Annotated in this window: 20 protein-coding genes; 9 read left to right on the forward strand and 11 right to left on the reverse strand. The window is 58.8% G+C overall.

What is annotated here, in order from left to right; genetic code table 11:
• Window positions 1-115: 115 nt before the first annotated feature.
• From ACSSVV_RS14870 to ACSSVV_RS14880, 3 genes are read right to left on the reverse strand one after another with little or no spacing between them, the layout of a single operon-like run.
• A complete protein-coding gene (locus tag ACSSVV_RS14870) occupies window positions 116-505 on the reverse strand; it encodes a CBS domain-containing protein (RefSeq protein WP_014422736.1) in 390 nt (129 codons plus the stop codon).
• Window positions 506-518: 13 nt separating this feature from the next.
• Window positions 519-869 carry a P-II family nitrogen regulator gene (locus ACSSVV_RS14875; RefSeq protein WP_014422735.1) on the reverse strand — a complete coding sequence of 117 codons (351 nt, stop codon included), beginning with the start codon at window positions 867-869 and terminating at the stop codon, window positions 519-521.
• Window positions 866-2,353: a DUF1538 domain-containing protein gene (locus ACSSVV_RS14880; RefSeq protein WP_014422734.1), complete on the reverse strand. Its 1,488-nt coding sequence runs from the start codon at window positions 2,351-2,353 to the stop codon at window positions 866-868. The genes ACSSVV_RS14875 and ACSSVV_RS14880 overlap by 4 nt, the downstream gene beginning before the upstream one ends.
• A 311-nt stretch (window positions 2,354-2,664) precedes the next feature.
• Between ACSSVV_RS14880 and ACSSVV_RS14885 the strand changes: the two genes are divergently transcribed.
• Window positions 2,665-4,257: an isocitrate lyase gene (locus ACSSVV_RS14885; protein WP_022993107.1), complete on the forward strand. Its 1,593-nt coding sequence runs from the start codon at window positions 2,665-2,667 to the stop codon at window positions 4,255-4,257.
• A 66-nt stretch (window positions 4,258-4,323) separates the two neighbouring features.
• Here the strand turns inward: ACSSVV_RS14885 and ACSSVV_RS14890 are convergent, their stop codons facing one another.
• Window positions 4,324-4,536 (reverse strand): hypothetical protein, encoded by a 213-nt coding sequence (locus ACSSVV_RS14890; RefSeq protein ID WP_041656515.1) that lies wholly within the window; start codon window positions 4,534-4,536, stop codon window positions 4,324-4,326.
• A gap of 105 nt (window positions 4,537-4,641) precedes the next feature.
• On the opposite strand from ACSSVV_RS14890, the gene ACSSVV_RS14895 reads away from it, so the two are divergent.
• Genes ACSSVV_RS14895 through ACSSVV_RS14910 form a run of 4 tightly spaced genes read left to right on the forward strand, consistent with a single transcriptional unit; the run spans window position 4,642 to window position 7,076 of the window.
• Complete coding sequence (locus ACSSVV_RS14895) at window positions 4,642-5,415, forward strand: hypothetical protein (protein WP_454106470.1); 774 nt, start codon at window positions 4,642-4,644, stop codon at window positions 5,413-5,415.
• Window positions 5,416-5,467: 52 nt separating this feature from the next.
• Entirely contained in the window at window positions 5,468-5,806 is a 339-nt protein-coding gene (locus ACSSVV_RS14900) for a hypothetical protein (protein ID WP_226609747.1), read from the forward strand.
• 15 nt (window positions 5,807-5,821) lie between these two features.
• Window positions 5,822-6,607 carry a C39 family peptidase gene (locus tag ACSSVV_RS14905; RefSeq protein WP_454106471.1) on the forward strand — a complete coding sequence of 262 codons (786 nt, stop codon included), beginning with the start codon at window positions 5,822-5,824 and terminating at the stop codon, window positions 6,605-6,607.
• 4 nt (window positions 6,608-6,611) lie between these two features.
• The gene (locus tag ACSSVV_RS14910; RefSeq protein ID WP_454106472.1) at window positions 6,612-7,076 is read left to right on the forward strand and encodes a hypothetical protein; all 465 of its coding nucleotides are present in this window, start codon (window positions 6,612-6,614) and stop codon (window positions 7,074-7,076) included.
• A gap of 6 nt (window positions 7,077-7,082) precedes the next feature.
• Here the strand turns inward: ACSSVV_RS14910 and ACSSVV_RS14915 are convergent, their stop codons facing one another.
• Complete coding sequence (locus ACSSVV_RS14915) at window positions 7,083-8,144, reverse strand: transporter (protein WP_153740501.1); 1,062 nt, start codon at window positions 8,142-8,144, stop codon at window positions 7,083-7,085.
• Window positions 8,141-9,523: a sigma 54-interacting transcriptional regulator gene (locus ACSSVV_RS14920; RefSeq protein ID WP_454106473.1), complete on the reverse strand. Its 1,383-nt coding sequence runs from the start codon at window positions 9,521-9,523 to the stop codon at window positions 8,141-8,143. The genes ACSSVV_RS14915 and ACSSVV_RS14920 overlap by 4 nt, the downstream gene beginning before the upstream one ends.
• A gap of 261 nt (window positions 9,524-9,784) precedes the next feature.
• On the opposite strand from ACSSVV_RS14920, the gene ACSSVV_RS14925 reads away from it, so the two are divergent.
• The gene (locus ACSSVV_RS14925) at window positions 9,785-11,602 is read left to right on the forward strand and encodes an SLC13 family permease (protein WP_454106474.1); all 1,818 of its coding nucleotides are present in this window, start codon (window positions 9,785-9,787) and stop codon (window positions 11,600-11,602) included.
• 7 nt (window positions 11,603-11,609) lie between these two features.
• On the opposite strand, the gene ACSSVV_RS14930 is transcribed toward ACSSVV_RS14925, so the two are convergent.
• Entirely contained in the window at window positions 11,610-12,218 is a 609-nt protein-coding gene (locus ACSSVV_RS14930) for a TetR family transcriptional regulator (protein WP_041657054.1), read from the reverse strand.
• Window positions 12,219-12,440: 222 nt separating this feature from the next.
• Between ACSSVV_RS14930 and ACSSVV_RS14935 the strand changes: the two genes are divergently transcribed.
• The 3 genes from ACSSVV_RS14935 to senA all read left to right on the forward strand — a co-directional run bounded on the left by ACSSVV_RS14935 (window position 12,441) and on the right by senA (window position 18,356).
• Entirely contained in the window at window positions 12,441-13,616 is a 1,176-nt protein-coding gene (locus ACSSVV_RS14935) for an efflux RND transporter periplasmic adaptor subunit (RefSeq protein ID WP_454106475.1), read from the forward strand.
• Window positions 13,616-16,726, forward strand: a complete 3,111-nt coding sequence (locus tag ACSSVV_RS14940; RefSeq protein WP_222448638.1) for an efflux RND transporter permease subunit — start codon at window positions 13,616-13,618, stop codon at window positions 16,724-16,726. Before ACSSVV_RS14935 ends, ACSSVV_RS14940 begins: the two co-directional genes overlap by 1 nt.
• Before the next feature lie 295 nt (window positions 16,727-17,021).
• On the forward strand, window positions 17,022-18,356 hold the full coding sequence (senA, locus tag ACSSVV_RS14945; protein WP_454106476.1) for a selenoneine synthase SenA: 1,335 nt from the start codon (window positions 17,022-17,024) through the stop codon (window positions 18,354-18,356).
• On the opposite strand, the gene ACSSVV_RS14950 is transcribed toward senA, so the two are convergent.
• The 4 genes from ACSSVV_RS14950 to purH form a co-directional block, all read right to left on the reverse strand.
• Window positions 18,326-19,897, reverse strand: coding sequence for a cation:proton antiporter family protein (locus ACSSVV_RS14950; protein ID WP_011786865.1), 1,572 nt, complete (start codon window positions 19,895-19,897; stop codon window positions 18,326-18,328). The two genes, senA and ACSSVV_RS14950, sit on opposite strands and share 31 nt — an antisense overlap.
• Window positions 19,898-19,975: 78 nt before the next feature.
• A complete protein-coding gene (locus tag ACSSVV_RS14955; RefSeq protein WP_023009583.1) occupies window positions 19,976-20,911 on the reverse strand; it encodes an alpha/beta fold hydrolase in 936 nt (311 codons plus the stop codon).
• Between the two features lie 103 nt (window positions 20,912-21,014).
• A complete protein-coding gene (purD, locus tag ACSSVV_RS14960) occupies window positions 21,015-22,301 on the reverse strand; it encodes a phosphoribosylamine--glycine ligase (RefSeq protein ID WP_454106477.1) in 1,287 nt (428 codons plus the stop codon).
• A 22-nt stretch (window positions 22,302-22,323) separates the two neighbouring features.
• The gene (gene purH / locus ACSSVV_RS14965; protein WP_011786862.1) at window positions 22,324-23,904 is read right to left on the reverse strand and encodes a bifunctional phosphoribosylaminoimidazolecarboxamide formyltransferase/IMP cyclohydrolase; all 1,581 of its coding nucleotides are present in this window, start codon (window positions 23,902-23,904) and stop codon (window positions 22,324-22,326) included.
• Window positions 23,905-23,913 lie beyond the last annotated feature (9 nt).

The raw sequence follows: 23,913 nt of genomic DNA on the forward strand, positions 1-23,913 counted from the left end.
GACTCCTTGGGTTCGCTTGTCGCAATGCTGCGATTTGAGTAGTCAGTTTGTCTGCGCGCCACGTCGATTGTCAGTTGTTAATGTGTAACTCCTGAAAGCAGCCTGCATTCTGCTCTCAGTCTATATTGTCAAGTAACGCTGTCATCAAGTCATCCATGACGAGTAAACCTCGCAGTTCATTATTCTCTACCACCAACAGTCGTTTGACCCGGTATCGAATCATGAGGCTGGCGGCGTGCCTGGCGTTCAGGCTTTCACCAATGCTGATCACCGGTTTGGCACAGGCATCAAATACGTTCAGCAGGTCAATGTCCCCGTCCTCCGCGATGATGGTTTTGACAATATTGGTATAGGTAATCAGCCCCCAGGCATCGTGCTCGCTCTGGCGGTCGACCACCAGGGATTTAACATTGTGCCGTTTCATCAGGGACAACGCTTCGCGTATCTTGGCGAAGGCGGAGATTCGTATGATGTCCGTCATCATCACGTCTTTGACCAGTTTCATTATCGTGCTCCGGTTACAGAGAGTCTTTCAGGTATTGTTCAAATCTTTCCACCTGGGCCATGTCGATACCGCCGAGATGTTCCAGTGGTACTGTAAAGATCATGCCTTGGGAATCCTTGCCATCCGGCATGATGGCTTTCTGGATGGCTTTCAGTACGTCCAGCGACAACCCTTTCTCCAGCACCATCAGTAACACGCTCTGGCTGCCGTCATAGGTGAGGCCGAAGAACGTTTTTTTCGCGGTATTGCTGATGCCCCGGCCGGACATCACAGTGATTCCTCCGGCACCGCAATCCCGGGCAGAATCAATACACTCTTGCTCCAGGTCTTCAGGAACGATGGCCACCAGTGCCGAGAATTTCATGGTGTCTCCTTACGTGGTTCTGCAAGATACTGGGATACGATGGCGTAGGCCATCACCGTTACGATAGGAAAGATTGAAGCAAAGGCAATCAGCCCGAAGCCGTCGATGAGAATGCTGCGTCCGTCGATACTGCTGGCCAGGCCAATGCCCAGGGCGGTAACCAGAGGGACGGTTACTTCCGACGTGGTGACCCCACCCAGATCATAGGCCAGCGCGATGATGTAGCGGGGCGCAATCAGGGTCAGGCCGACGACCAGAATATAGCCGCCCATGATGTAGTAGTGAATGGAGTCGCCGGTGATGATCCGGTGAACGCCGATAGTGATGCCGACGGCTACCCCGACCGCCACCAGTATGCGAATGACATTGCCGTTCAGGGTTCCCCCGGCGGCTTCTTCCGCCTGTCTGCCGATGGCGATCAGCGCCGGTTCCGCCATGGTCGTGGCAAAGCCGATCATCAGTGCAAAGAGGTACACGTAAAGATAGTTGTCTCTGGCCGTCAGTTGTTCGGCCATGCTGGTACCAATCGGAAACAACCCCATCTTGAGACCGATCACAAAGGCATAAAGCCCCAGAATCACCAAGGTAAAACCAAAGATGACCTTGCGTGGATTGGGAAGTTTGCGGCGCAGTACCAGATACTGAAAGAAGAGCACCGTAATGATGATGGGCAGAACATCCCGAATCATGGTGACCAGGTCCAGCAGTGCGCCGACCACGCCGGAAGGCTTGGTTTCTCCGACATCTGGTGAGAGCGGGACACCCTCGGCTTCGGCAGAACCTGAGTACACCAACATGCCGTAAACCTGCACGGTGACCATCGGTACCATCACCGCCAGTGCGACCAGTCCGAAACCGTCAATCAGCGGGTTCCGGCCTCGGATCGACGCAGCCAGACCTATGCCCAACGCGGCAATCAGCGGCACGGTCACAACATTGGTGGTGACACCGCCGGAATCGTACGCCAGACCGACGATTTCCTCCGGTGCAAACCAGGTGACGATCACCACGATGACGTAACCGGTAATCATGAACCAGTGTAACGGGTAGCCGAAGATGGTCCGGAAAATGCCGAGGGCCACCACGAAACCCACGGACAACGCCACCAGCACCCGGAGTGTCAGGCTGTCGATGCGCCCCTCGCTGATGGTTTGCGCCTGCTCGGCCACCGCAATCAGGGCTGGCTCGGCGATCACCGCAGAGAAGCCCATAGCAAAGCCGAAGGCCAGGAGAATGACCAGGGAACCGCGCCGGGCAAACTGATTCGACAGGCTCTTTCCGAGCGGGAAGATGCTAAGCTCGAGCCCTTGCAGAAACAGGGCAACACCGATGGCAACCACAAACAGGCCGGCAACCATGCTGAACAGGTTCTCTGGCACCTGCTGGAGAATGGCGACCTGAAAGAACGCCACCACGATCACAATGGGAAGCAGGTTCTTCAGTGCGTGCAGGAGTGAATGATTGAAGGCGCGGACGTAGAACACAGAATGCCCCTGTAGCCCGTGGGTGAGGGAGGTTGCTGATCTGGGTCAAGTGCCTGAATCATAGCACGCTGTAGTCTGTCCGAAATGACCCGCCTCAATAATAGGCCTTCAGCCTGTCGGCAGGGATTATGTGTATTCATTTAAAAAATGCCGAAAATACACCATATAAATTTCAATTATAAATTCGAAAGCACTAAAGTTACGCCCAACGTCACCACCAGCCCGGTTAATCCGGCCGGTGGCTGACTCCGGAGGCTGCTGGCAGCAGCACTCCGAACCTTTTGAACACAAACGTAGAAAGGATAGAGACCATGCCTTACGCACAAGACGTCGACCAAATCGCTTCCCTCGTGAAGCAGAACCCCACCTGGAACGCCATCAACCCGAAGCACGCGGCCCGCATGCGCGCCCAGAACAAGTTCAAGACTGGTCTGGACATCGCCAAGTACACCGCCAAGATCATGCGTGAAGACATGGCTGCTTACGATGCCGATTCTTCCAAGTACACCCAGTCCCTGGGTTGCTGGCACGGTTTCATCGGTCAGCAGAAGATGATCTCCATCAAGAAGCACTTCGGTACCACCAAGCGTCGCTACCTGTACCTGTCTGGCTGGATGGTTGCTGCCCTGCGTTCCGAGTTCGGCCCGCTGCCTGACCAGTCCATGCACGAGAAGACTGCGGTTTCTGGCCTGATCGAAGAGCTTTACACCTTCCTGCGTCAGGCTGATGCCTGGGAACTGAACCACCTGTTCCGCGCTCTGGATGAGGCCGAGAAAGCTGGTGACACCGCTAAGGCCAAGGAAATCGAGCAGCAGATCGACAACCACGAAACCCACGTTGTGCCCATCATTGCGGACATCGACGCTGGTTTCGGTAACGCCGAAGCCACCTACCTGCTGGCCAAGCAGATGATCGAAGCCGGTGCTTGCTGTATCCAGATCGAAAACCAGGTTTCTGACGAGAAGCAGTGTGGTCACCAGGACGGTAAAGTAACCGTTCCGCACGCTGACTTCCTGTCCAAGATCAACGCGGTTCGCCTGGCGTTCCTGGAACTGGGTGTGGACGACGGTGTTATCGTTGCCCGTACTGACTCCCTGGGTGCTGGCCTGACCAAGCAGATCGCGGTAACCAACGAGCCGGGTGACCTGGGCGACCAGTACAACAGCTTCCTGGACGGCGAGTACATTGATGACGCTTCCCAGATCGAGAACGGCGACGTTGTGATCAAGTCCAACGGCAAGCTGCTGAAGCCGAAGCGTCTGGCCTCTGGCCTGTTCTGCTTCAAGCCGGGTTCTGGCGAAGACCGTGTTGTTCTGGACTGCATCACCAGCCTGCAGAACGGCGCAGACATGCTGTGGATCGAAACCGAGAAGCCGCACGTTGGCCAGATTGCTGGCATGGTTAACCGCATCAAGGAAGTGGTACCCGACGCCAAGCTGGTTTACAACAACAGCCCGTCCTTCAACTGGACTCTGAACTTCCGTCAGCAGGTATTCGACGCATGGAAGGAAGAAGGCAAGGACGTTTCTGCCTACGACCGCGCCAATCTGATGAGCGCCGAGTACGACAACACCGAGCTGGGTCAGCTGGCCGACGAGTGGTGCCGTAACTTCCAGCGTGATGCGTCCCGTGAAGCCGGTGTATTCCACCACCTGATCACTCTGCCGACGTACCACACTGCGGCTCTGTCTACCGACAACCTGGCCAAAGGCTACTTCGGTGACGAAGGCATGCTGGCTTACGTTGCTGGCGTACAGCGTCAGGAAATCCGTCAGGGTATCGCTACTGTGAAGCACCAGGACATGGCCGGTTCCAACATCGGTGATGACCACAAAGAGTTCTTCGCTGGTGAAGCGGCCCTGAAGGCCGGTGGTAAAGACAACACCATGAACCAGTTCGGTTAATCGACCGGTTCAGGTTGTCCGGCAGGCACCCGCAGGTGCCTGCCAGCTACCAGAAACCCCGCATGGCTAGCGCCCTGCGGGGTTTTGTTTTTTAACACTGTCAGTTTTTTCTAGGTTGCTGATATTGGTGGTCAAAAACGAAATGGCCGATCTGTAGCCATCGTTTGCTGTTTCACCAGCGCAACAGTTCGTCAGTTCACGGTTGTTTTCCGGCGCCCTTGAAATTCGAATTTCCCAATAGTTTTCAATGTCCTGAATAATTTTCTTGGCTTCTGGCACGGGAATCGCTCTTGTCTCCGGGCGGGTCTGGACCTTGGCTTACCCGAATGCTGGCGGGTTGGGTTGGACCCCTTTAAGCCAATACCATCAAAAGGACATGACATCATGAATACCAAAAAAAATCTGCTAGCCGCTGCCATTGCCATGAGCATGGGTATTTCCGGATTTGCACTGGCTGACCAGGGTGGGGACGGTGACCCCAACAACAATGCCAATGACAATTCCGCTGCCAATACCAACTATTCCGGTAACGCGGATTCTGGCAACGACAACTCCACCAACAACTCCGATAACTCGGACAGCTCCGACAACTCCAACAATTCAGACAACAGCACCGATGTGGCGGACTCTTTCAAGATCGCCGACAGTGGAAACGACATGTCTGATAACTCGAATAATTCGGACAACTCCAATAACTCCGATAATTCGAACAACTCGGATAATTCCGACAATTCGGACAACTCAGATAACTCTGACAACTCCGATAATTCCGACAACAGCACCAACGTGAACGATTCGTTCAAGATCGCGGACAGTGGCAACAGTGACAGTTCTGACAACTCCACCAATGCCACCGATTCCTACAACAGTGACAGCAGTGACAACTCAGACAACAGCGCCACCACGCTGAATCTGTCGTTGGAAGTGTTCATGAACGATGCAGAGCTTAACGGCTCGGTCTCTGGCACCAATGTCACTTATGGCAGCGCCAACGGTGAAGGTTCCTATGTGGATACCCGCACTGGTAACGAAATCAGTGGTGGCTCCGCCAACTTCACCGGCGTCGGGGCATTTGCCCAGAATGCTGGCGTTGGCAGCGTAACCCAGGCCAATGTAAGCGTAATGTCCAACCTGAGTACCGGTGGTGGCAGCAACTGAGACAGGTCGGGCTGCCCAGCCAGGGCAGCCCGGTTTTGTCGGGAGATGTGTCATGGCCAGATTCATCAACAGGATTGTGATGGCTGCGCTGGTGTCTGTGGCGTCTGCAAGCTGGGCCGGGGATTGGCCTGATGCGGAACCAATGAGTGCTGATCAGTTGGAGGCTGCCAGCGGGCGACAGGGAATTCCGCTCCAGTGGCAACTCAATGAGTCAGAACAGAACGCTCTGGTGTCTGGCAACGTGTTGTCTGGCCCGGTCAAGACGGGAGACAACCGTATCAGTGATCAGGCCTTCGGCAACATGAGCGGCATTGCCACCGTCATCCAGAACACCGGCAACCAGGTGGTCATTCAGGACAGCACGCAAATCAATATTCTCATCAACCATTGAGGAGGGGCGGCCGCCATGGCTACCAATCGCATCGGGAACAGTCAGGGACGCAGCCGTCAGGCGCTGTCGGCAACTCCCGTAGCGCCGTGGTGTGGCGGCCTTTCCCGCCGGCCGTTTTTAAGGTGTTGCCTGGCCGGTGCGCTGGCCGGAATGTTGTCAACACTCAGTCATGCCGGCACCGTGCTGGTTCCCGGGCCTGCCGGGGATGTTCCGGTGTCTGTCACCAGTTTTCAGAATCAGCGATTTTCGGCCGTGTTCCAGCAGGAATACGATTTCAGCTGTGGCTCGGCGGCACTGGCATCGCTGTTGTCTTTTCACTACGGCGATGAGGTCAGTGAGCAGGAAGTGTTTGAAGGCATGTGGACTCTGGCGGATCAGGACAAAGTCCGTCAGCAGGGCTTTTCCATGCTGGATATGAAGCGGTATCTGGAATCCGAGGGTTATCTGGCGGACGGATTCCGTATGCCTCTGGCCGGCCTTCGGGATCAGGTTCGCGTGCCGGTGATTGCCCTGGTAACGCTGGGTGGTTACCGGCATTTTGTGGTGATCAAGGGCATCAGTGATCAGGAAGTGCTGGTGGGCGATCCGGCCCGGGGGCTTAAAGCCTACAGTTGGGCAGAATTTCAGGAGCATTGGGATGGCTCCGCCTTCGTGATACGCAGCCATCTGGATATGGGGCGAGCCAGTTTTCTGGATCGGGACGACTGGCCGGGCCTGGCCCGGGCACCTCTATTCAAGGGGCTTGGCTCGCCGGCATTGGGACATACCCTGCCATACTGGCCCAGTACACAGGAGTGGTAAGACCATGGTTAAAGGATGGGCTGTTCTGATTACTCTGAGTCTGCTAGCCGGGCCGGTTCATGCCGAGCTGAGACTACCTGTTACCAGCCTGGCGGATACCGAGCTGGATCAGCTCCGGGGCGGCTTTGTGATGAACAATCTGGAGATCTCCATTGGCCTTGAGCAGGTACTGGCCGTGAACGGTCAGACCCTGGTTGTAAATCGCCTGACCATTCCGAATTTGAACGATCCCATGGCCGTAGACCGCCTGAGCACCCAGTTGGCGTCCATTCGGGGAGCCTGGGAGAGCGAAGGAGGGCAGCTGGCGCTTGATACCGCCGTGGCCGGCTCGGTTGGCTGGATGACGGTTATCCAGAACAGTCTGAACGGAACCACCATCCAGAATATCCGGCAGTTGAATATTGAACTGAACAACCTCGGCGGCGCCTATCGGTTGCCACGGGATTTCAGTCTGCCTATGTTGCCGTGATCAGTTTCAGAGATTGATCGGTAGCTTGAGGGTGATCTCACTGTTCGGTGCGTTGTCGGTGACTCCCACCGCCACCGTCAGGCTCATGGTGGTTGAGGACGAAAGCCGGTGCGACAGCCCAAAAGACAGTGAACCCACCTGAATTCGGTCGAAGTTGGACGAGAACAGGTCGTTGCCATGTTCAAAGGTGGTTTTGCGAATGACCGAGTGATCATAGCCCAGGCTGAACGAAGTGCGTTCATTAAACGCAAAGCCCATTCCGAAGCCGAATCTCACCACGTCGCCGGGGTCGACGGTGCCACCGTTTTCAAAGCCCTGCTCTTCCTTGATAGTCCAGGCGTAACTCAGGTTTCCGAACAGAACTGCCGGGTCGCTAGGGTAGATAAAGGAAAGTCCCGGTTCCACTGCCCAGAAGCCTGAACCGGTGGGGCGGTTGGCCAGCTCTACCCCGATGGGGTTGCCGCTGCTGTCGGTAATGATTCGCTGGTCGACATCGTAGGGGCCTTCGCCGGTGGGTGCCCGGGTCCGGAAAGTACCGATCAGGTAGGGCCAGCCATCGAGGCCATCGTTGAGCTGGTAACGTATCGATAACTCGGCATCACCGATGCCATCACCGGACGATTCCCGGACGGTATCGACCGGCGTTCCCTGAAACACTTCTCGTTCCCGAAGGTCCTCCCGGATGCTCAGGTAGGGCACCCTCAGGCTGCCTTCCAGCCGGCTGGTGAAACCATATTTCAGGGATAATGCGCTGACGAAGATATCGCGCTGGATCTCGGAGATGTTGATCAACCCCACCAGCAGGGCTGGAATGACTGTGTACCCCTCAACCGCCACGCGGGTGGCGTTGCTATGGGCATGGGAAAACGATGGCTCGATGGTAAATCGCCCGGGCCGGGTGACGATACCCCGGTCTGCGGTAATGGAGGCAATGGTAGTTGCGCTGTCCTGGGCTGCTGCTTCCCGCTGCTCGGCGGTGCCGGTGGTGCGTTCATCCGGGGCAGGGGGGGCGGCCAGGGCGAGCGGGGTGAGGCATAGGCTGAAGCTGAACAGGGCCAGACGTTTCATGACAGATCTCCATGATCGCGTTTCTTGGAAAGGCCGTGGTTCGATGGTGGTTGCAGCTGGTGTTTTTCCAGCAGTCGGTAAAACGAGACTCGGGAAATATTCAGAAGCCTCGCGGCCGCCGAGACGTTGTGATGCGTCAGGGCGAGGCTGGTCGCGATGGCCTCCTGGTCCGCCCGGGCTCTGTATGCCTCCAGGCTGAACTGATCGATGTGTGTGGGTAATTTGACCGGGGGCAAGCCCAGGTCTTCGGGCTGGATGCTTAATTGCCGGGCAAGCAGGACGGCTTGCCGAAGCCGGTTCTGCAGTTCCCGCAGATTACCCGGCCATGAATGTGCGGCCATGGCCAGCAAAGTGGCGTTGCCAAGTCGGTAGTGCTCTCCCTCGGATGCGCCCAGGGCCCGTCGGGCCAGATACGGCAGGTCTTCCAGACGCTCTCTGAGCGGTGGCAGGGTCACCGTGAGGTTGCCAAGCCGGTAGAAAACGTCGCTTCTGAAACTGCCCTGGGCGACTTTCTGGTCCAGCTGGGTATTGCAGGTGGCAATTATCCGCACATCCACCTGCACGGCATGGTTCGAGCCCACGGGTTCGATGGTGCCTTCCTCCAGGAAACGCAGGATGGCAGATTGCTGCATAAGCCCCAGTTCGTCGGCGCCCAGTAGCACCAGAGAACCGCCATTGGCGGCTTCGATACGGCCTTTTCTGGATTTCAGTGCGTGCGTGAAGGCTCCCCGCTCATGGCCGAACAGTTCGCTCTGGGTCAGGGACTCCGGTAGCGCGGCGCAGTTGATGACTACCAGAGGCCCGTGATGACGGGGAGAGTGTTCATGGATAAACCGGGCCGCTGCCTCCTTGCCGGTGCCATTCTCACCGTAAATGATGACGGGTTCATGGGTCGCTGCAAAGCGTCGCAACAGGCTGCGGGCCTGACGAATGGCCGGTGAAGGACCATCCAGTACATAGTCCTGGTAACTGAGCAGTTCCGGGCCTGTCAGGTGTGCACTCAGGGAGTGCATGCCCCACATATGGCCCAGGCTATTGATCAGTCGTTGATGGTCCAATGGAAGGGTATGGTAATCCTGACAGTAGTCGCGGATCAGGCGACAGACCATCGCGTCGTTCAGTTGCCGTCGCCCGACAACGGCAAGCCAGGAGGTTACCGGTAGCATTTCCAGCCAGCCTTTGATGTTCTCCAGGGCGGGCGGGTCCTGGTTGGCGAGAACACAGACCCCAACGGGTTTGCCCAGGTAGTCGGGCATTGGCAGCACGGGGGCATGCTGACTACTGATGACGGTCAGTTGCCAGCCGGGAAGGCTGGGCAGCTGTGTGTTTTCAGCATCAGGGGCCGCCGACAACCAGACAAGCGGTCGTTTCTGTTCCATAGCTTTGCTCCGGCAAAGGGACTGAACAACCGACAACGCTGTATTCAAAAACGAGAGGGCACTACTGCGGGAACTGCTATAGTCGACCACGACCCTGTGACCTGCCTGGGCTTCCATGCAGGTAATATCTCAGGTGATCGATAGCAGGTTTTGCACCAGAATCGGGTAATCCCGTTAATACAGATGTTTGCTGATGGTTCCGGAGCCTGCGCGGGCTCGATCTGTAAAACTTATTGACGGTTATGGAGGAAGTCGAAGGGCATGGTAGCTGACCAATGGATTGTGTTTGCCGTTTTGTTTGTCACCTTGGCCGCGTTTATCTGGAACCGGTTGCGGTTTGATGTTGTTGCCATGCTGGCTCTGCTGGCGGTGGCCATCGCGGGACTGGTGCCGGTTGACAGCGTATTCTCCGGTTTCGGGCACCCGGCCGTGATTACCGTGGCGGCGGTGCTGGTTATCAGCCAGGGGCTGGTTAACGGTGGTGTAGTGGACCAGGTGGCGCGGCTGCTGGCCCGGGCAGGGAACAACGCCATGATTCAGGTACTGACCCTGACCCTCGTAGTGGCCGTGTGCTCGGCATTTATCAATAATGTGGGGGCGCTGGCGCTTCTGATGCCGGTCGCCATCTGGATGTCCCGGGAAGCCGGGCGTTCGCCGTCACTGCTGCTCATGCCGCTGGCGTTCGGGTCGCTGCTGGGCGGCACCATTACGCTGATCGGTACCCCGCCCAACATCATCATCGCCAGCTACCGTGAGCCCGGAGCATTCGGGCTGTTCGACTTTGCTCCCGTGGGGCTGGCAATCACCCTGGCGGGCATTGTCTTTATCGGGCTGATCGGCTGGCGCCTGACACCTAAGCGGGAGGATCCTGCCGCCGGCGACAAACTGTTCAGCGTGGGCGACTACCTGACTGAGCTGAAACTGACCGAAGGCTCTGACTTTGCCGGCGGCACCCTGCACAACCTGCTGACGGCCGGAGACAGCCAGAACAATCTGGTGGTCTTGTCGTTGATCCGCGATGACAAAACAACGCCGGCACCCTCAACCTTTACCATTCTGCGTGAAAATGATGTCCTGCTGGTGGAAGCCGATACTGAGAGTCTGGGCGAGTTTCTGGAGATCACCGGTCTGACGTTGGCTTCGGGCGCGCCGAACGAGGAAGTAGAGAAGGATGGCACCGAAGGCAAAGGGCGTCGGCAACAGGCGGAGGATGAGCTGGTTGCCGGCGATGCCCGCTTGATCGAGGCGGTTGTGACGCCCGGTTCACAACTGGTCGGCCGTACCGCAAACCGTCTGAATCTTCGGGAGCGCTACAGTGTCAACGTCGTGGCCGTCGCCCGGCAGGGCCACCGTCTCAAACAGCGGCTGGCGGATATCCGTTTTCGTTCCGGTGATATTCTGCTGGTGCAGGGCTTCGAGGAGACGCTTCCGGGTAATCTGAGGACGCTGGGCTGCCTGCCGCTGGCTGAACGGGGGCTGGCGTTTGGCCGGGAGAAACGCCTTGGACTGGCCGGCGGGCTGTTTGCCGCTGCCATCCTCGTTATTGTCGCCGGCTGGGTGACGCCTCCGGTTGCGCTGGTGGCGTGTGCCGTCGCCATGGTGCTGGCCGGACTGCTGGAGGCCAGTGATGCCTACAAGGCCATCGACTGGTCGGTGGTGGTATTGCTGGCGGCGATGATTCCGGTGGGGCAGGCCCTGGAATCCACCGGCGGAGCCGATCTTATTGCCCGTCAGATTCTGGCCATCAGTGAGGGGCAGGCGCCCTGGCTGGTGCTGTCCATTATTCTTGTCGGCACTATGTTGTTGTCCAATGTTGTGAACAATGCCGCGGCGGCCATTCTGGTCGCACCCATTGCCCTGGGCGTAGCCGGTCAGTTGGGGCTGTCGTCGGATGCAACACTGATGGCGGTCGCCATTGGCGCATCCTGCGCATTTCTGACGCCTATCGGGCATCAGTCCAATGCGCTGGTGATGGAACCGGCGGGTTACCGGTTCGGGGATTATTGGCGCCTGGGGCTGCCACTGTCCGTGGTGGTCACGGCCACGGCAGTGCCGGTTATTCTCTGGGTGTGGGGCTGACCGGGCCTCAGGCTTCGGGCTCACCCAGCAGACCGCTGAAAACGGTTTCGACCAGCACCGGCGCAACCTCCGCCAGAGGCAGGCGTTCAGGTTTGGCCAGCCAGTCGAAGAACAGTCCCAGCATCTGGGTATGCACCAGATAGCCCGCCAGTTCCGGGCTCAGGCCGGGGCGCAGTTTTTTCGCGTTTTCGGGGGGGCGCAAAATGTCAGTAACAAAGGCAATGCCCTCTTCCGCAAGCTCCCGATGTTTGTTCAGGGCCTGATCAGATTCGTTGCGATGGAACAGGATGTAGTACACCCGGAAGTACCGTTCGTCTTCGGCCAGCTTGCTGAGCGCTATAATGCAGAGATGCTTCAGGTTGGTCAGGCTGTCCTGGCTGGTGGCCGCTTCATCAAGCATTTCGCCCAGGGGCGCGCGAACGCGCTCCAGCATGGCATCCAGGATGTCCTGCTTGTTGCGGAAATGCCAGTACACCGCGCCCCGGGTAACACCGGCGGTACGGGCGATTTCTTCCAGCGATGCCCGGGCGACGCCTTTCTCCATGAATACGCTTTCGGCGGCATCAAGAAGGGATTCGCGGGTGGCTTCCGCCTCGGCTTTGGTCTTTCTCGCCATGATGGAGTCTTCCGGTGGTGTGTTGCGCCGGGTGTTGTCCGGCCCCGTCAGGGTATGAACCGCCTGCGTGGAACTACGTAAGTATACCGGAAAGCAGTTTACATACATACATGGATGAATGTATCTTGCCTGATCTTTCCGATTACCATTCCGGGCTGGTTTGCCCGGACACAAATTTATTATTGATGACACGATCTGTTTCGGTGTTCAGGAGACCGCGCCATGCCCCTTGAAATGTATCATCGCCCTAGTGCCCGTAAGGGACTGATTTTCTCTGGTTTATCTGCGCTGTTGGTGTTGGCGGGGTGCAGCAGTGAGGATGGCGAGGGTCAGCAGGCGGGCGCGGGCGGCATGCCTCCGGCGGCGGTTGTGGTGCAACAGGCGACGCTGGCCGATGTCACGGTGAGGCAGGATTACGCCGGCCGTGCCCGGGGTGCCCGGGAGGTGGAAGTCCGGGCTCGCATCAGTGGCATTCTGGAACAGCGGCTATACGAAGAAGGCCAGATGGTGCGGGAAGGTGATGCCTTGTTCCGCATAGATCGCAAGCCCGCAGCGGCGGCACTGCAGCGAGCCCGGGCCCAGCGCCAGGTTGCCGAGGCGGATGTTCAGCAAGCGGAGCGGGAATGGAACCGTATTTCCTCCTTGTTTGAGCGTAACGCCGTCAGTGAACGGGATCGGGACTCGGCGCAGTCTGCATTGGAACTGGCCCGGGCCAACCTGGCGGTGGCCAACGCCGGCGTGGCCCAGGCTGAACTGGATCTCGGCTACACCGATGTCACGGCGCCGATCAGCGGCGTGACCAGTCTGGAGGATTTTCCGGAGGGTAGCCTGATCGATACCGGCACCTTGCTGACCACCATTGTTCAGCTCGATCCCGTTCACGTTCGCTTTGCGCTTCCGGAAAACGACGCCAACATTCGCCGTGCTGCCCGTGAGGGCATGGTACGGGCAGATCAGGAACAGAATGTCTCGGCGCGCCTGGTTCTGGCGGACGGCAGCGAATACGACCTGGATGGACGCATCGACTTTACCGCTTCAACCCTCGACCCCCGCACCGGCACGGTGTCCGCCCGAGCTGTGTTCCCGAATCCGGAGCAAGTGATTGTACCGGGGCAGTTTGTCCGGGTGCGGGTGGAACTGCAGAGTTTTGACGATGTGATAACCGTGCCCGAGAGGGCGGTAACCCAGGGGCAGCATGGCCCTGTGGTCTATGTGGTTGATGACGACAGCAAAGCCCGGGTCCGGGAGGTGGAGCTTGGGCCGGTGAGTGATGGCCGGCAGATCCTCCTGAGCGGCCTGGATGCGGGCGATCGTTATATTGTCAGTGGTCTGGTGAACCTCCGTGATGGCGCCGCCGTTAACGTCACGAATCCGGATAGCCCGCAGGAGGCCAACTGATGCTGCGAACATTCATCGACCGGCCGATTTTCGCCTCGGTTATCTCGATCATCATTACCCTTGGTGGTGCGCTGGCCCTGCTGGGTTTGCCGGTAGAACAGTACCCCAACGTGGTGCCGCCTCAGGTGGTGGTGGACGGCCGCTTCCCGGGAGCCAGTGCCGATGTGATTTCCGATTCGGTGGTGGCGCCGCTTGAGCAGGAAATCAACGGCGTGGACGACATGATCTACATGGAATCCAGTGCGACCGACTCCGGCAGCTTTCGGGTGACGGTGTCGTTTGAAATCGGCACCGATCCGGACCAGGCTACGATCAACGTCAACAACCGTGTGCAGCAGGCTTTGGCCCGGTTGCCTCAGACCGTCCGGGACCAGGGTCTGAAGGTGGAATCCCGTTCCACCTCAATCCTGCAGGTGATTACCCTGTCCTCACCGGACAACTCCATGGATGTGGTGGAGATTTCCAACTACGCGTTGCTGAACGTGCTGGATGAGCTGGTGCGCCTGCCCGGCATCGGGGACGCCTCTTTGTTTGGCGCCCAGGATTACTCCATGCGTATCTGGCTGCGCCCGGACAAACTGGCCCAGTTCGAGCTGACACCGGCGGATGTGGCTGGCGCCCTTCGGGCCCAGAATGCCCAGTTTGCAGCTGGCCGGATCGGGGCAGAGCCGGCGCCGGAAGGCCAGGCGTTCACCTTCAGCGTGTCCGCTCCGGGCCGGCTCACCAGCCCGGAAGAATTTGGCGAAGTGATTCTTCGCAGTGATGATCAGGGCGCGTCGTTGCGCCTGAAAGATGTGGCACGGATAGAGCTGGGCGCCCAGAACTATGATTTCGCCGCCATCTATAACGGCGGAGCCACGGTGCCGATGGGTGTGTATCTGCAGCCGGGCGCCAATGCACTGGATGCTGCGGAAGCGGTGAACGAAGCCATGAAGGAAATTGCCGACCGTTTCCCGGAAGGCCTCGAATACAATGTACCCTACGACACCACCCGCTTCATTGATATCTCCATTCAGGAGGTGATCTCCACCTTCATCGTGGCGGTGCTGCTGGTGGTTGTGGTGACCTTCCTGTTCCTGCAGCATTTCAACGCCACGCTGATTCCGTTGATCGCCATTCCGGTGTCCCTGGTGGGCACCTTTGCCGGCATGCAGGCCATGGGGTTCTCGGTCAACCTGCTGACCCTGTTTGGCTTGATACTGGCCATCGGTGTGGTGGTGGATAACGCCATTATCATCATGGAAAACGCAGAACGGCTGATCAAGGAAGAGGGCATGTCGCCTTACAATGCCGCCGTGACTACGGTTAGCCAGGTATCCGGGGCCGTGGTGGCGTCCACGCTGGTGCTGGTGGCGGTGTTTGCACCGGTTGCGTTCCTGGGTGGGCTCAGTGGTGAACTCTATCGGCAGTTTGCTATCACCATTGCGGTATCTGTGGTGATCTCCGGTGTCGTCGCCCTGACGCTGACGCCTGCCATGTGCGCCCTGTTGCTCGGCCATGAAGGCAAACAGCTCACCGTATTCCGCTGGTTCGATGCCGGTTTCGACAAGCTCACCAACGGTTTTTCGGCGGTTGTGGACTGGCTACTGCGCCACGCCGTGATCGGCGTACTGCTGTTCGCAGCCATGATCGGTGGCACCGTTTTCCTGCTCAACAAGATGCCGTCCGGGCTGGTCCCCCAGGAGGACCAGGGCTTTGTGCTGACGGCTTATTCATTGCCGGCCACCTCATCTCTCAGCCGCACCGAAGCCACCCGGGACGAGCTGGCGCAGAACATGCTGCAGCTGCCTGAGGTGAAAGACGTTGTCGCCTTTGCCGGTTTTGACATTATTTCCAGTGCCTTGCGCACCAACAGCGGTGTCGCGTTCGTAACGCTGGAGGACTGGGCTGAGCGAGAAGGCGAAGGCCAGGGCGCGGCCGATATTGCCAACAAGATTATGGGTATCGGGTTTGGTATGCCCGAAGCCTTTGTCATTGCCTTTACCCCGCCACCGATCCAGGGGCTGTCGACCACCGGCGGTGTGGAAGGTTACATCCAGGCCCGTGGTGGCCGCACACCAGCCGAGATCAAGGCGATGGCGGACCGGTTCACTCAGGCTGCCAACCAGCGCCCGGAACTGACCAACGTCCGGGTGACCCTGGATACCGGCATTCCCCGCTATCAGGCGATTGTTGACCGGGAAAAAGCCCAGGCGGCAGGTGTGCCGGTTGATCAGATATTCACCACCATGCAGAGCACGTTTGGCGGCCTGTATGTGAACGACTTTACCCTGCAGGGGCGGAACTGGCAGGTGACACTGCAGTCTGAAGGCGAATTCCGAAGCCACCCGGATGACCTGCGCAAGGTGTTTGTGCGTTCCTCCTATGGGGAGATGATTCCCCTGAGCTCACTCGTGGAGCTGGAGCGGGTGAGCGGACCGGACATCCTGAACCGCTTTAACGTCTACCCCGCGGCCAAACTGCTTGCGGACCCGACGCCGGGCCACACCACGGGCGAAGCCCTGACCGCGCTGCAGGAAGTTGCCAATCAGCAGTTTGACCGAAACACGTTGCTGGGTTGGACCGGTGAAGCCTATCAGCTGCAGGACTCTGCGGACTCCGGCACCCTCGCCTTTGGCATGGGGCTGCTACTGGTGTTTCTGATCCTCGCCGCCCAATACGAGCGCTGGGGTCTGCCGGTGGCAGTGGCTACCGCGGTACCCTTCGGGGTATTCGGGGCAGCACTGGCCTCGCTGTTGCGTGGCTTCCCCAACGACATCTACTTCCAGGTAGGGTTGCTGGTGCTGATTGGCCTGGCGGCGAAAAACGCGATTCTGATCGTTGAGTTCGCCGCCCAGAACCGGCAAACGGGCATGAGCTCGTTTGAGGCGGCCAGCACCGCAGCCCGCCAGCGCTTCCGGGCGATCATGATGACCGCGCTGACGTTCATCGTGGGTTCTTTGCCGCTGGCATTCAGTACCGGCGCGGGTGCCGTGAGCCGGCAGGAAATCGGTACCGTGGTGGTTGGCGGCATGCTGGTGGCCAGTACCCTGGCCCTGTTCTTCGTGCCCTTGTTCTACAAGCTGATCGAAGACCTGGCGGACTGGCGGCGCAAACGCAAAGCCGCCTGATCGCAGTTTTTGCGCCCTGCTTGCCACTTGCGAGTGAGCTGAATCGGGGCAGGCTATCGTCGTCATAAAGAGATAACCGTCGTCGGTGACTACCGGCGGCGGTTTTTTGTTTGATACTCTCGTCTATCTAAGGCGTATGAAGAGCAAGTTCCGAGAGGCTTTCCAAAAATTTGTGGAGCCATGGATGGCGGAACATAAGCGACACATGGATGTGCCGGCAGGAGCGCTTTTTGGAAAGCCTCTCGGAACTTGCTCCTGCACCGAGGTTTCAGGCTGAGAGAGATAAGGTCTAACCATGAACAAAAAAGAGCTTCTGGATGAACTGGAACAGGCTCGCGTCCGCACCGAGAGCCTGATTGTGTCGTTACCGGAAGACAAGCTCGAGGTCCCGTATCATCCGGGGGTGAATCCGCCACTCTGGGAAATGGGCCACTCAGCGTTTTTCTACGAGGTCTTTGTCTTCAACCTGTTGGACGGAACACCGAGCTACGATCCCTCCATGGATGACCTTTGGGATTCATTCCATGTCGATCACAAAGATCGCTGGAGTCGGGATCTGTTTCCGGGCAGGGAGGAAACTCTCAAGTATTTCAACACCATCTACGACCGGGTTGCCGAACGCATCAAGGGTGGGGAGCTGAGCGACCAGGAGCTGTATCTCTACCGCTACGCCATTTATCACCAGAACATGCACATCGAGTCGCTCATCTGGTGTCGGCAGACAGTCGGCTATCCGGCGCCTTTGGATTACAAAGGTGATCGGCCTGCTCCGGGCGAGTCGATCAGCGGTGATGTGCAGATCCCGGCCGGTCGCTGGGTTATTGGCATGCCCGGTGAGTCGCAACAGTACGCGACCGAAGACTTTGCCTTTGATGCCGAGAAGCCCCGTTTTGAGGTAGAGCTGCCGGCGTTTGCCATCAGTCGCACGCTGGTGAGCAACGGAGAATTCCAGGCGTTTGTAGACGATGATGGTTACAGGCGTCCCGAACTCTGGTCGTTCGGCGGCCGCAAGTGGCTGGAATCGGAGCAGGACGTCAGCCTGGTCCATGGGGTTGGCGAGCCAATGATGCGGCTGCCCCGACATCCGCAGTATTGGCGGTGGCATGACGAACAGTGGCAGGTACGGGTGTTCGACCGCTGGCTGCCGTTGCAGCCAGACGCTCCGGTTACCCATGTCAGCTACTGGGAGGCGGAAGCCTTCTGTACCTGGGCCGGGAGGCGGTTGCCGACCGAGTATGAATGGGAAGTGGCGGCGCTGGGCAATAAACCGGGTAGGCCTTTTCGGCGTTTTCCGTGGGGTAATGAGTCACCGGATGCTGTGCGGGCGGATATGAATGCCCGGACCATGGCTCGCAACCCGGTATCGGATTACCCGGCCGGCGATAGCCCGTTTGGCTGCCGGCAGATGGTTGGCTCGGTGTGGGAATGGACCAGCAACGAGTTCCTGCCCTATGACGGCTTCAAGGTAGATATGTACCCATTCATGTCGACCCTGCAGTTTGCCACGCACAAAGTCACCAAGGGCGGCAGCTGTGCCACCTCATCCAACCTGATCCGTGGCACCTACCGGCAGGCGTATCTGCCGTTTCGCAGTGATGTTTACACCGGGTTCCGCACCTGCGCCGCCTGAATTCCTGATTTGTCCATAAGGTGACTTGCCAGGGCCACGCCGGTCTCACTCATCGTGAGGTAGGCATCATTGGCGCCGGCTTCGCGAATTTTTACGGCTTCATCGGCATACATGGTGTGCGCCACGATATAGCCCTCGAAGCCGAGCTTGCGCAGCATCCGCGCGGCGATAAGCTTGCCTTCGATGTCACTCATTGCCAGTACCACCGAGTTGAGTTCCGGCATGTGCAGACCTTCCCAAAAGGTGGTGTCTTCGGCGTCTGCAAAGACGACATTGCGCCCATCTTTCTGGTGTTTCTCGGTTTTGGCAGGGTCTGAGTCGATCCCCATGATTCGCGTTTCATGGGGCGCAAGCCAATCGTAAGCCGCAGTGCCTGTTCGCCCCATGCCCATCACCAGAACCCGTGTAGTACCCAGCGAGATAGGTTGCTCATCAGGATGACGTTTCTGACTCTCGAAACGAACCAGCTTGTGGGCAACATGCTCGTAAATACTGTGGGAAAACCGGTTGAGCGGCGCCGAAAATACAAACGACAGGGAAACCGATATCGCCAGCGGAACCAGCCATTCTGGCAGGGCAACACTGGCGACAATGAGCCCGAATTCACTGTAGTTTGTGAGTGACAGCGAGGTGAGGAAGCTACTGCGAGCCCGCAGGCGGAAAGCCAGCAGCAGGAAGTAGAACAGGATGCCTTTGAGTGGCAAGAGCAAGGCGGCGACGGCCGCAAAGATCAGGGCTAGCTGGTCCGGCAGGCCGCCAATGCCGATCTGCAGGAAAAAACCGACCAGGAAGATTTCTTTCACGCTCCAAAGGGACTTGGCCAGTTCCTGGGAACGGGGATGGTTGGCCAGCATGGCGCCGAACACCAGGGCGCCCAGTTCCGAACTCAGGCCCACCGCCTCGAAACCCAGGCCACCGACCACCAGGGCCAGCAGTAATCCCAGCAGCACCAGCAGTTCGTCATGGCCGCTGGCATCCATCAGCCGGTAAAGCAGGGGGCGGAGCAGGGGCAGACCAAAGACGATCAGCGCCCACTCGGAAGGGGTCTTGCCGGCCGAAAGGCTCATCACCACCAGTGCAATCAGATCCTGCATGATCAATATGCCAATGGCGACCCTGCCGTGGAAGGCTCTGAGTTCCCGTTTGCTTTCCAGCACCTTGGCGGCCAGTACGGTGCTGGAAAAGGACAGGGCGATCGCCAGCATCAGGGCCGTGCTCCAGTCCAGATCAAACAGCAGGTAGAGGCCGGGGGCAAACACCACACAGGTAATCGCAAAGTGGAGCAGACTGCCGCCGATGACTTCTGGGCTGACAATGGAGCGTAGCTTCAGCTTCAGGCCGACTGTAAACAAGAGCAGCAAAACGCCAAGATGGGCAATGTGGGCCAGTACATCGGTGGGCTCTGCAGTGATGCTGGTAGTAGCGCTGAGGCCGCTGAGCACAAAGCCGGCGGCCAGATAGCCCACCAGCGGAGGCAAACCGATTCCCTTGACGAGAAGGCCGATAACAAAGGCAAAACTTATCCAGATGGCTTCAGGCATGGGCGAATCTTCTGACGACGGAATCCAAAGCTCTGAAGCCTACCTTTTTTTCGGGCCTAGCTGTAGTGGCGATTGGTTTCAGGGTTGCCGGTCGGCAAGAAAGTCCCGGAACAGGGCTGCCGATTCCTCCGGCGCCTCCACCATTGGCGCGTGGCCGATATCATCGAGAATGGCCTTGCGCGCGTTCGGGATAGCCTCAACAAAGACATCGGCATTGCGATAGTCAATTACCCGGTCGAGTTTGCCCCAGACCACCAGAACCGGCGCCTGGATGTTGGTGATGGCGTTGCGGAAATCCGGCTCAAAGCCGGTGTCTCGGATGGCCCGGAAAATGACTTCGTTGACTTCCCGGTTGGCGATGGCCTTTTCTTCCATCACGTCAAAGATCGGCCAGGGCACGAAAGGGCGTTTTTCCAGAGCGAAGTCCAGCAGGCGGTCGAAATCGCCTTCCCGTTTCGGGATGAGCGGGTTGTCGCCATCCATGACCAGGTCCACCAGCTCACTTTCATATTCGAAGATACCGGCAGGGTCGAACAGTACGGCTGTGTGAACCTGTTCTGGATGGGTGGCAGCGTAGAGGGCAGTGATGGCGCCGCCCATGGAGTTGCCCATCATGTGGAAGCGTTCCACCCCGAGCTCCTTCAGTATCTGGTGGACGTAATCTACCTGATCCTCAAAACGGTAGCCGATGTCCAGGGGTTTACTGCTGTCGCCATGGCCTGGCAGATCGAGGGCATAGATGTTGAACTCACCCTGGAACTCTTTGGCCAGACGGGTCCAGTTATCCTTGTTTGCGCCGAAGCCGTGAATCAGAACCAGGGTGTCGCCATCGACCGGTTCTTCGCTGCGAAGGTAGGCAATGTCCAGATCGCCAACGGTGACTTGCGCGGCCTCCAGACCGGCGCTTGAGCGTTCCCAGCCTATGGCGTTTTCGTAGATGCTCTGGCGGGAGCAGGCGCTGACCAGCAGGGTAACGGTCAGCAGCAGGAACAGCTTCAGGTGAGTGCGGCGCACAGGGAACTCCTTTTCGTTATGGCTATTATTGAATGCCAACACTAACCCATAAAAAAGCCCGGTCAATGACCGGGCTGACGCTGTTACTCGGCGAGCCGGAGCCTCAGCTCTGCTCCCGGGCAATGGCCCGGTAGGCAATGTCGTTGCGGTAGAACATGCCGTTCCAGCTGATTTTCTTTGCCAGCTCATAGGCCCGTTGCTGGGCTTCGGTGACGGTGTTGCCCAGAGCGGTAGCGCAGAGCACGCGGCCCCCGGCAGTGACTACGTCGTCGCCGTTGAGTTTGGTGCCGGCGTGGAAGACCTTCTCACCTTCTGTTTCACCGTCCGGCAGGCCGGAGATGGCATCGCCCTTGTCGTAGCTGCCGGGATAGCCACCGGCAGCGAGTACGATGCCGACAGAGGCGCGTTCATCCCACTCGGAATCGCACGCATCCAGCTTGCCGTCCACGGCCGCCTGGCACAGTTCCACCAGATCCGACTTCATGCGCAGCATGATCGGCTGGGTTTCCGGATCGCCAAAGCGGCAGTTGAATTCGATCACCTTGGGCGCACCGCTGGCATCGATCATCAGGCCGGCGTACAGGAAGCCTTTGTACGGGTGGCCTTCGGCGGCCATGCCGTTGACGGTGGGGTAGATGACTTCTTCCATGATGCGCTGGTGCACATCGGCCGTGACCACCGGGGCCGGTGAGTAGGCACCCATGCCGCCGGTGTTGGGGCCGGTGTCGCCGTCGCCAACGCGTTTGTGGTCTTGCGAGGTGGCCATGGCCAGAACGTTCTTGCCATCCACCATAACGATGAATGAGGCTTCTTCGCCGTCGAGGAATTCTTCGACCACCACGCGGCTGCCGGCATCGCCAAAGGCGTTGCCTGCGAGCATGTCGCGGATGGCATCTTCGGCTTCTTCCAGGGTCATGGCGACGATCACGCCTTTACCGGCGGCCAGGCCATCGGCCTTGACCACAATCGGCGCGCCCTTTTCACGCACGTAGGCGAGGGCCTGGTCGACATCGGTGAAGTTGGCGTAGTCGGCGGTGGGGATCTTCTGGCGGGCCAGGAAATCCTTGGTGAAGGCCTTGGAGCCTTCCAGCTGGGCGGCGCCGGCGCTGGGGCCGAAGATGCGCAGGCCGCGAGCTTCAAACTTGTCGACCACGCCCGCGACCAGCGGGGCTTCGGGGCCAACGATGGTCAGGCCAACGTTGTTCTGCTCGGCAAAGTTGGCCAGGCCATCCAGGTCCATCACATCCAGGTCGACGTTTTCCAGATTCGGTTCCCGGGCGGTGCCGGCGTTACCCGGTGCGACAAACACTTTATCCGCTTGCGGTGACTGGGAGGCTTTCCACGCCAGGGCGTGCTCACGTCCGCCACTGCCAATAACCAGAATGTTCATGTGTTACTCCTGAGTTCTTCGATCAGTGACGGAAATGGCGCATGCCGGTGAAGACCATGGCAATGCCATGCTCGTTGGCGGCATCGATCACTTCCTGGTCGCGCATGGAGCCGCCGGGCTGAATCACGGCGGTAATGCCGGCTTCGGCCGCGGCGTCGATGCCGTCACGGAACGGGAAGAATGCATCCGACGCCATGACGGAACCCTTCACTTCCAGGTTTTCGTCGGCGGCTTTGATGCCTGCAATCTTGGCGCTGTAGACGCGGCTCATCTGGCCGGCGCCGACGCCGATGGTGCGGCCGGCTTTGGCATAGACAATAGCGTTGGATTTAACGTACTTGGCCACTTCCCAGGCGAACAGCAGGTCGTTGAGTTCCTGTTCGGTGGGCTGGCGTTCGGTGACCACTTTCACGTCTTCCATGGCCACCATGCCCAGGTCGCGATCCTGAACCAGCAGGCCGCCGGTGACGCGCTTGTAGTCCATGGTCTGGGCGCGTTCACCGTCGAATTCGCCGCAGGCCAGCAGGCGTACGTTCTTCTTGGCGGCAACAATCTCGACCGCTTCCGGCGCAACGCTCGGGGCGATAATTACTTCCACGAACTGGCGATCCACAATGGCCTTGGCGGTCGCCGCATCCAGTTCACGGTTGAAGGCGATGATGCCGCCAAAGGCCGACGTCGGGTCGGTGGCAAAGGCCAGGTCGTAGGCCTGCAGTATGTCGGCACCGATGGCCACGCCACAGGGATTGGCGTGCTTGACGATGACGCAGGCCGGGTCGGCGAAGGGTTTGACGCACTCCAGCGCCGCATCGGTGTCGGCTACGTTGTTGTAGCTCAGTTCCTTGCCCTGAAGCTGTTTGGCGGTGGCGACACAGGCTTCCTTCGGGTGGCGCTCGGCGTAGAAGGCAGCGCGCTGATGCGGGTTTTCGCCATAGCGCATATCCTGAACTTTCACGAACTGGGCATTGAAGGTGCGGGGGAAGTCGGCGTTGTCGTTATCCGGGGTACGCCCGCCCAGATAGTTGGCAATAGCACAGTCGTAGCCGGCGGTGTGCTCGAAGGCCTTCACGGCGAGGTCGAAGCGCGTGCTGTAGGTCAGCTCGCCGTCGTTGTCCGCCAGCTCTTTCAGAACACGGCTGTAGTCGGAGGCGTTCACGACAATGGCAACATCGTTGTGGTTCTTGGCGGCGGCACGGACCATGGTAGGGCCGCCAATGTCGATGTTTTCAATGGCGGTGGCCAGGTCGCAGTCCGGGTTGGCCACGGTGTCCTCGAACGGGTACAGGTTCACCACCACTATGTCGATGGGGTTGATTCCGTGCTCAGCCATGATGGCATCGTCGGTGCCACGACGGCCGAGAATGCCGCCGTGGATTTTCGGGTGCAGGGTTTTCACCCGGCCATCCATCATTTCCGGGAAACCCGTGTAATCGGACACTTCGGTGACCGGTACGTTGTTTTCCTTGAGCAGGCGGAAGGTGCCGCCGGTGGAGAGCAGCTCGACGCCGCGTTCGGTGAGGGCACGGCCGAAATCGACGATGCCGGTTTTATCACTCACGCTGATCAGGGCGCGACGGACGGGGGTGTTTGCCTGGTTTGCCATGGGTCACTT

It is taken from the genome of Marinobacter sp. MBR-105 (assembly GCF_053628895.1).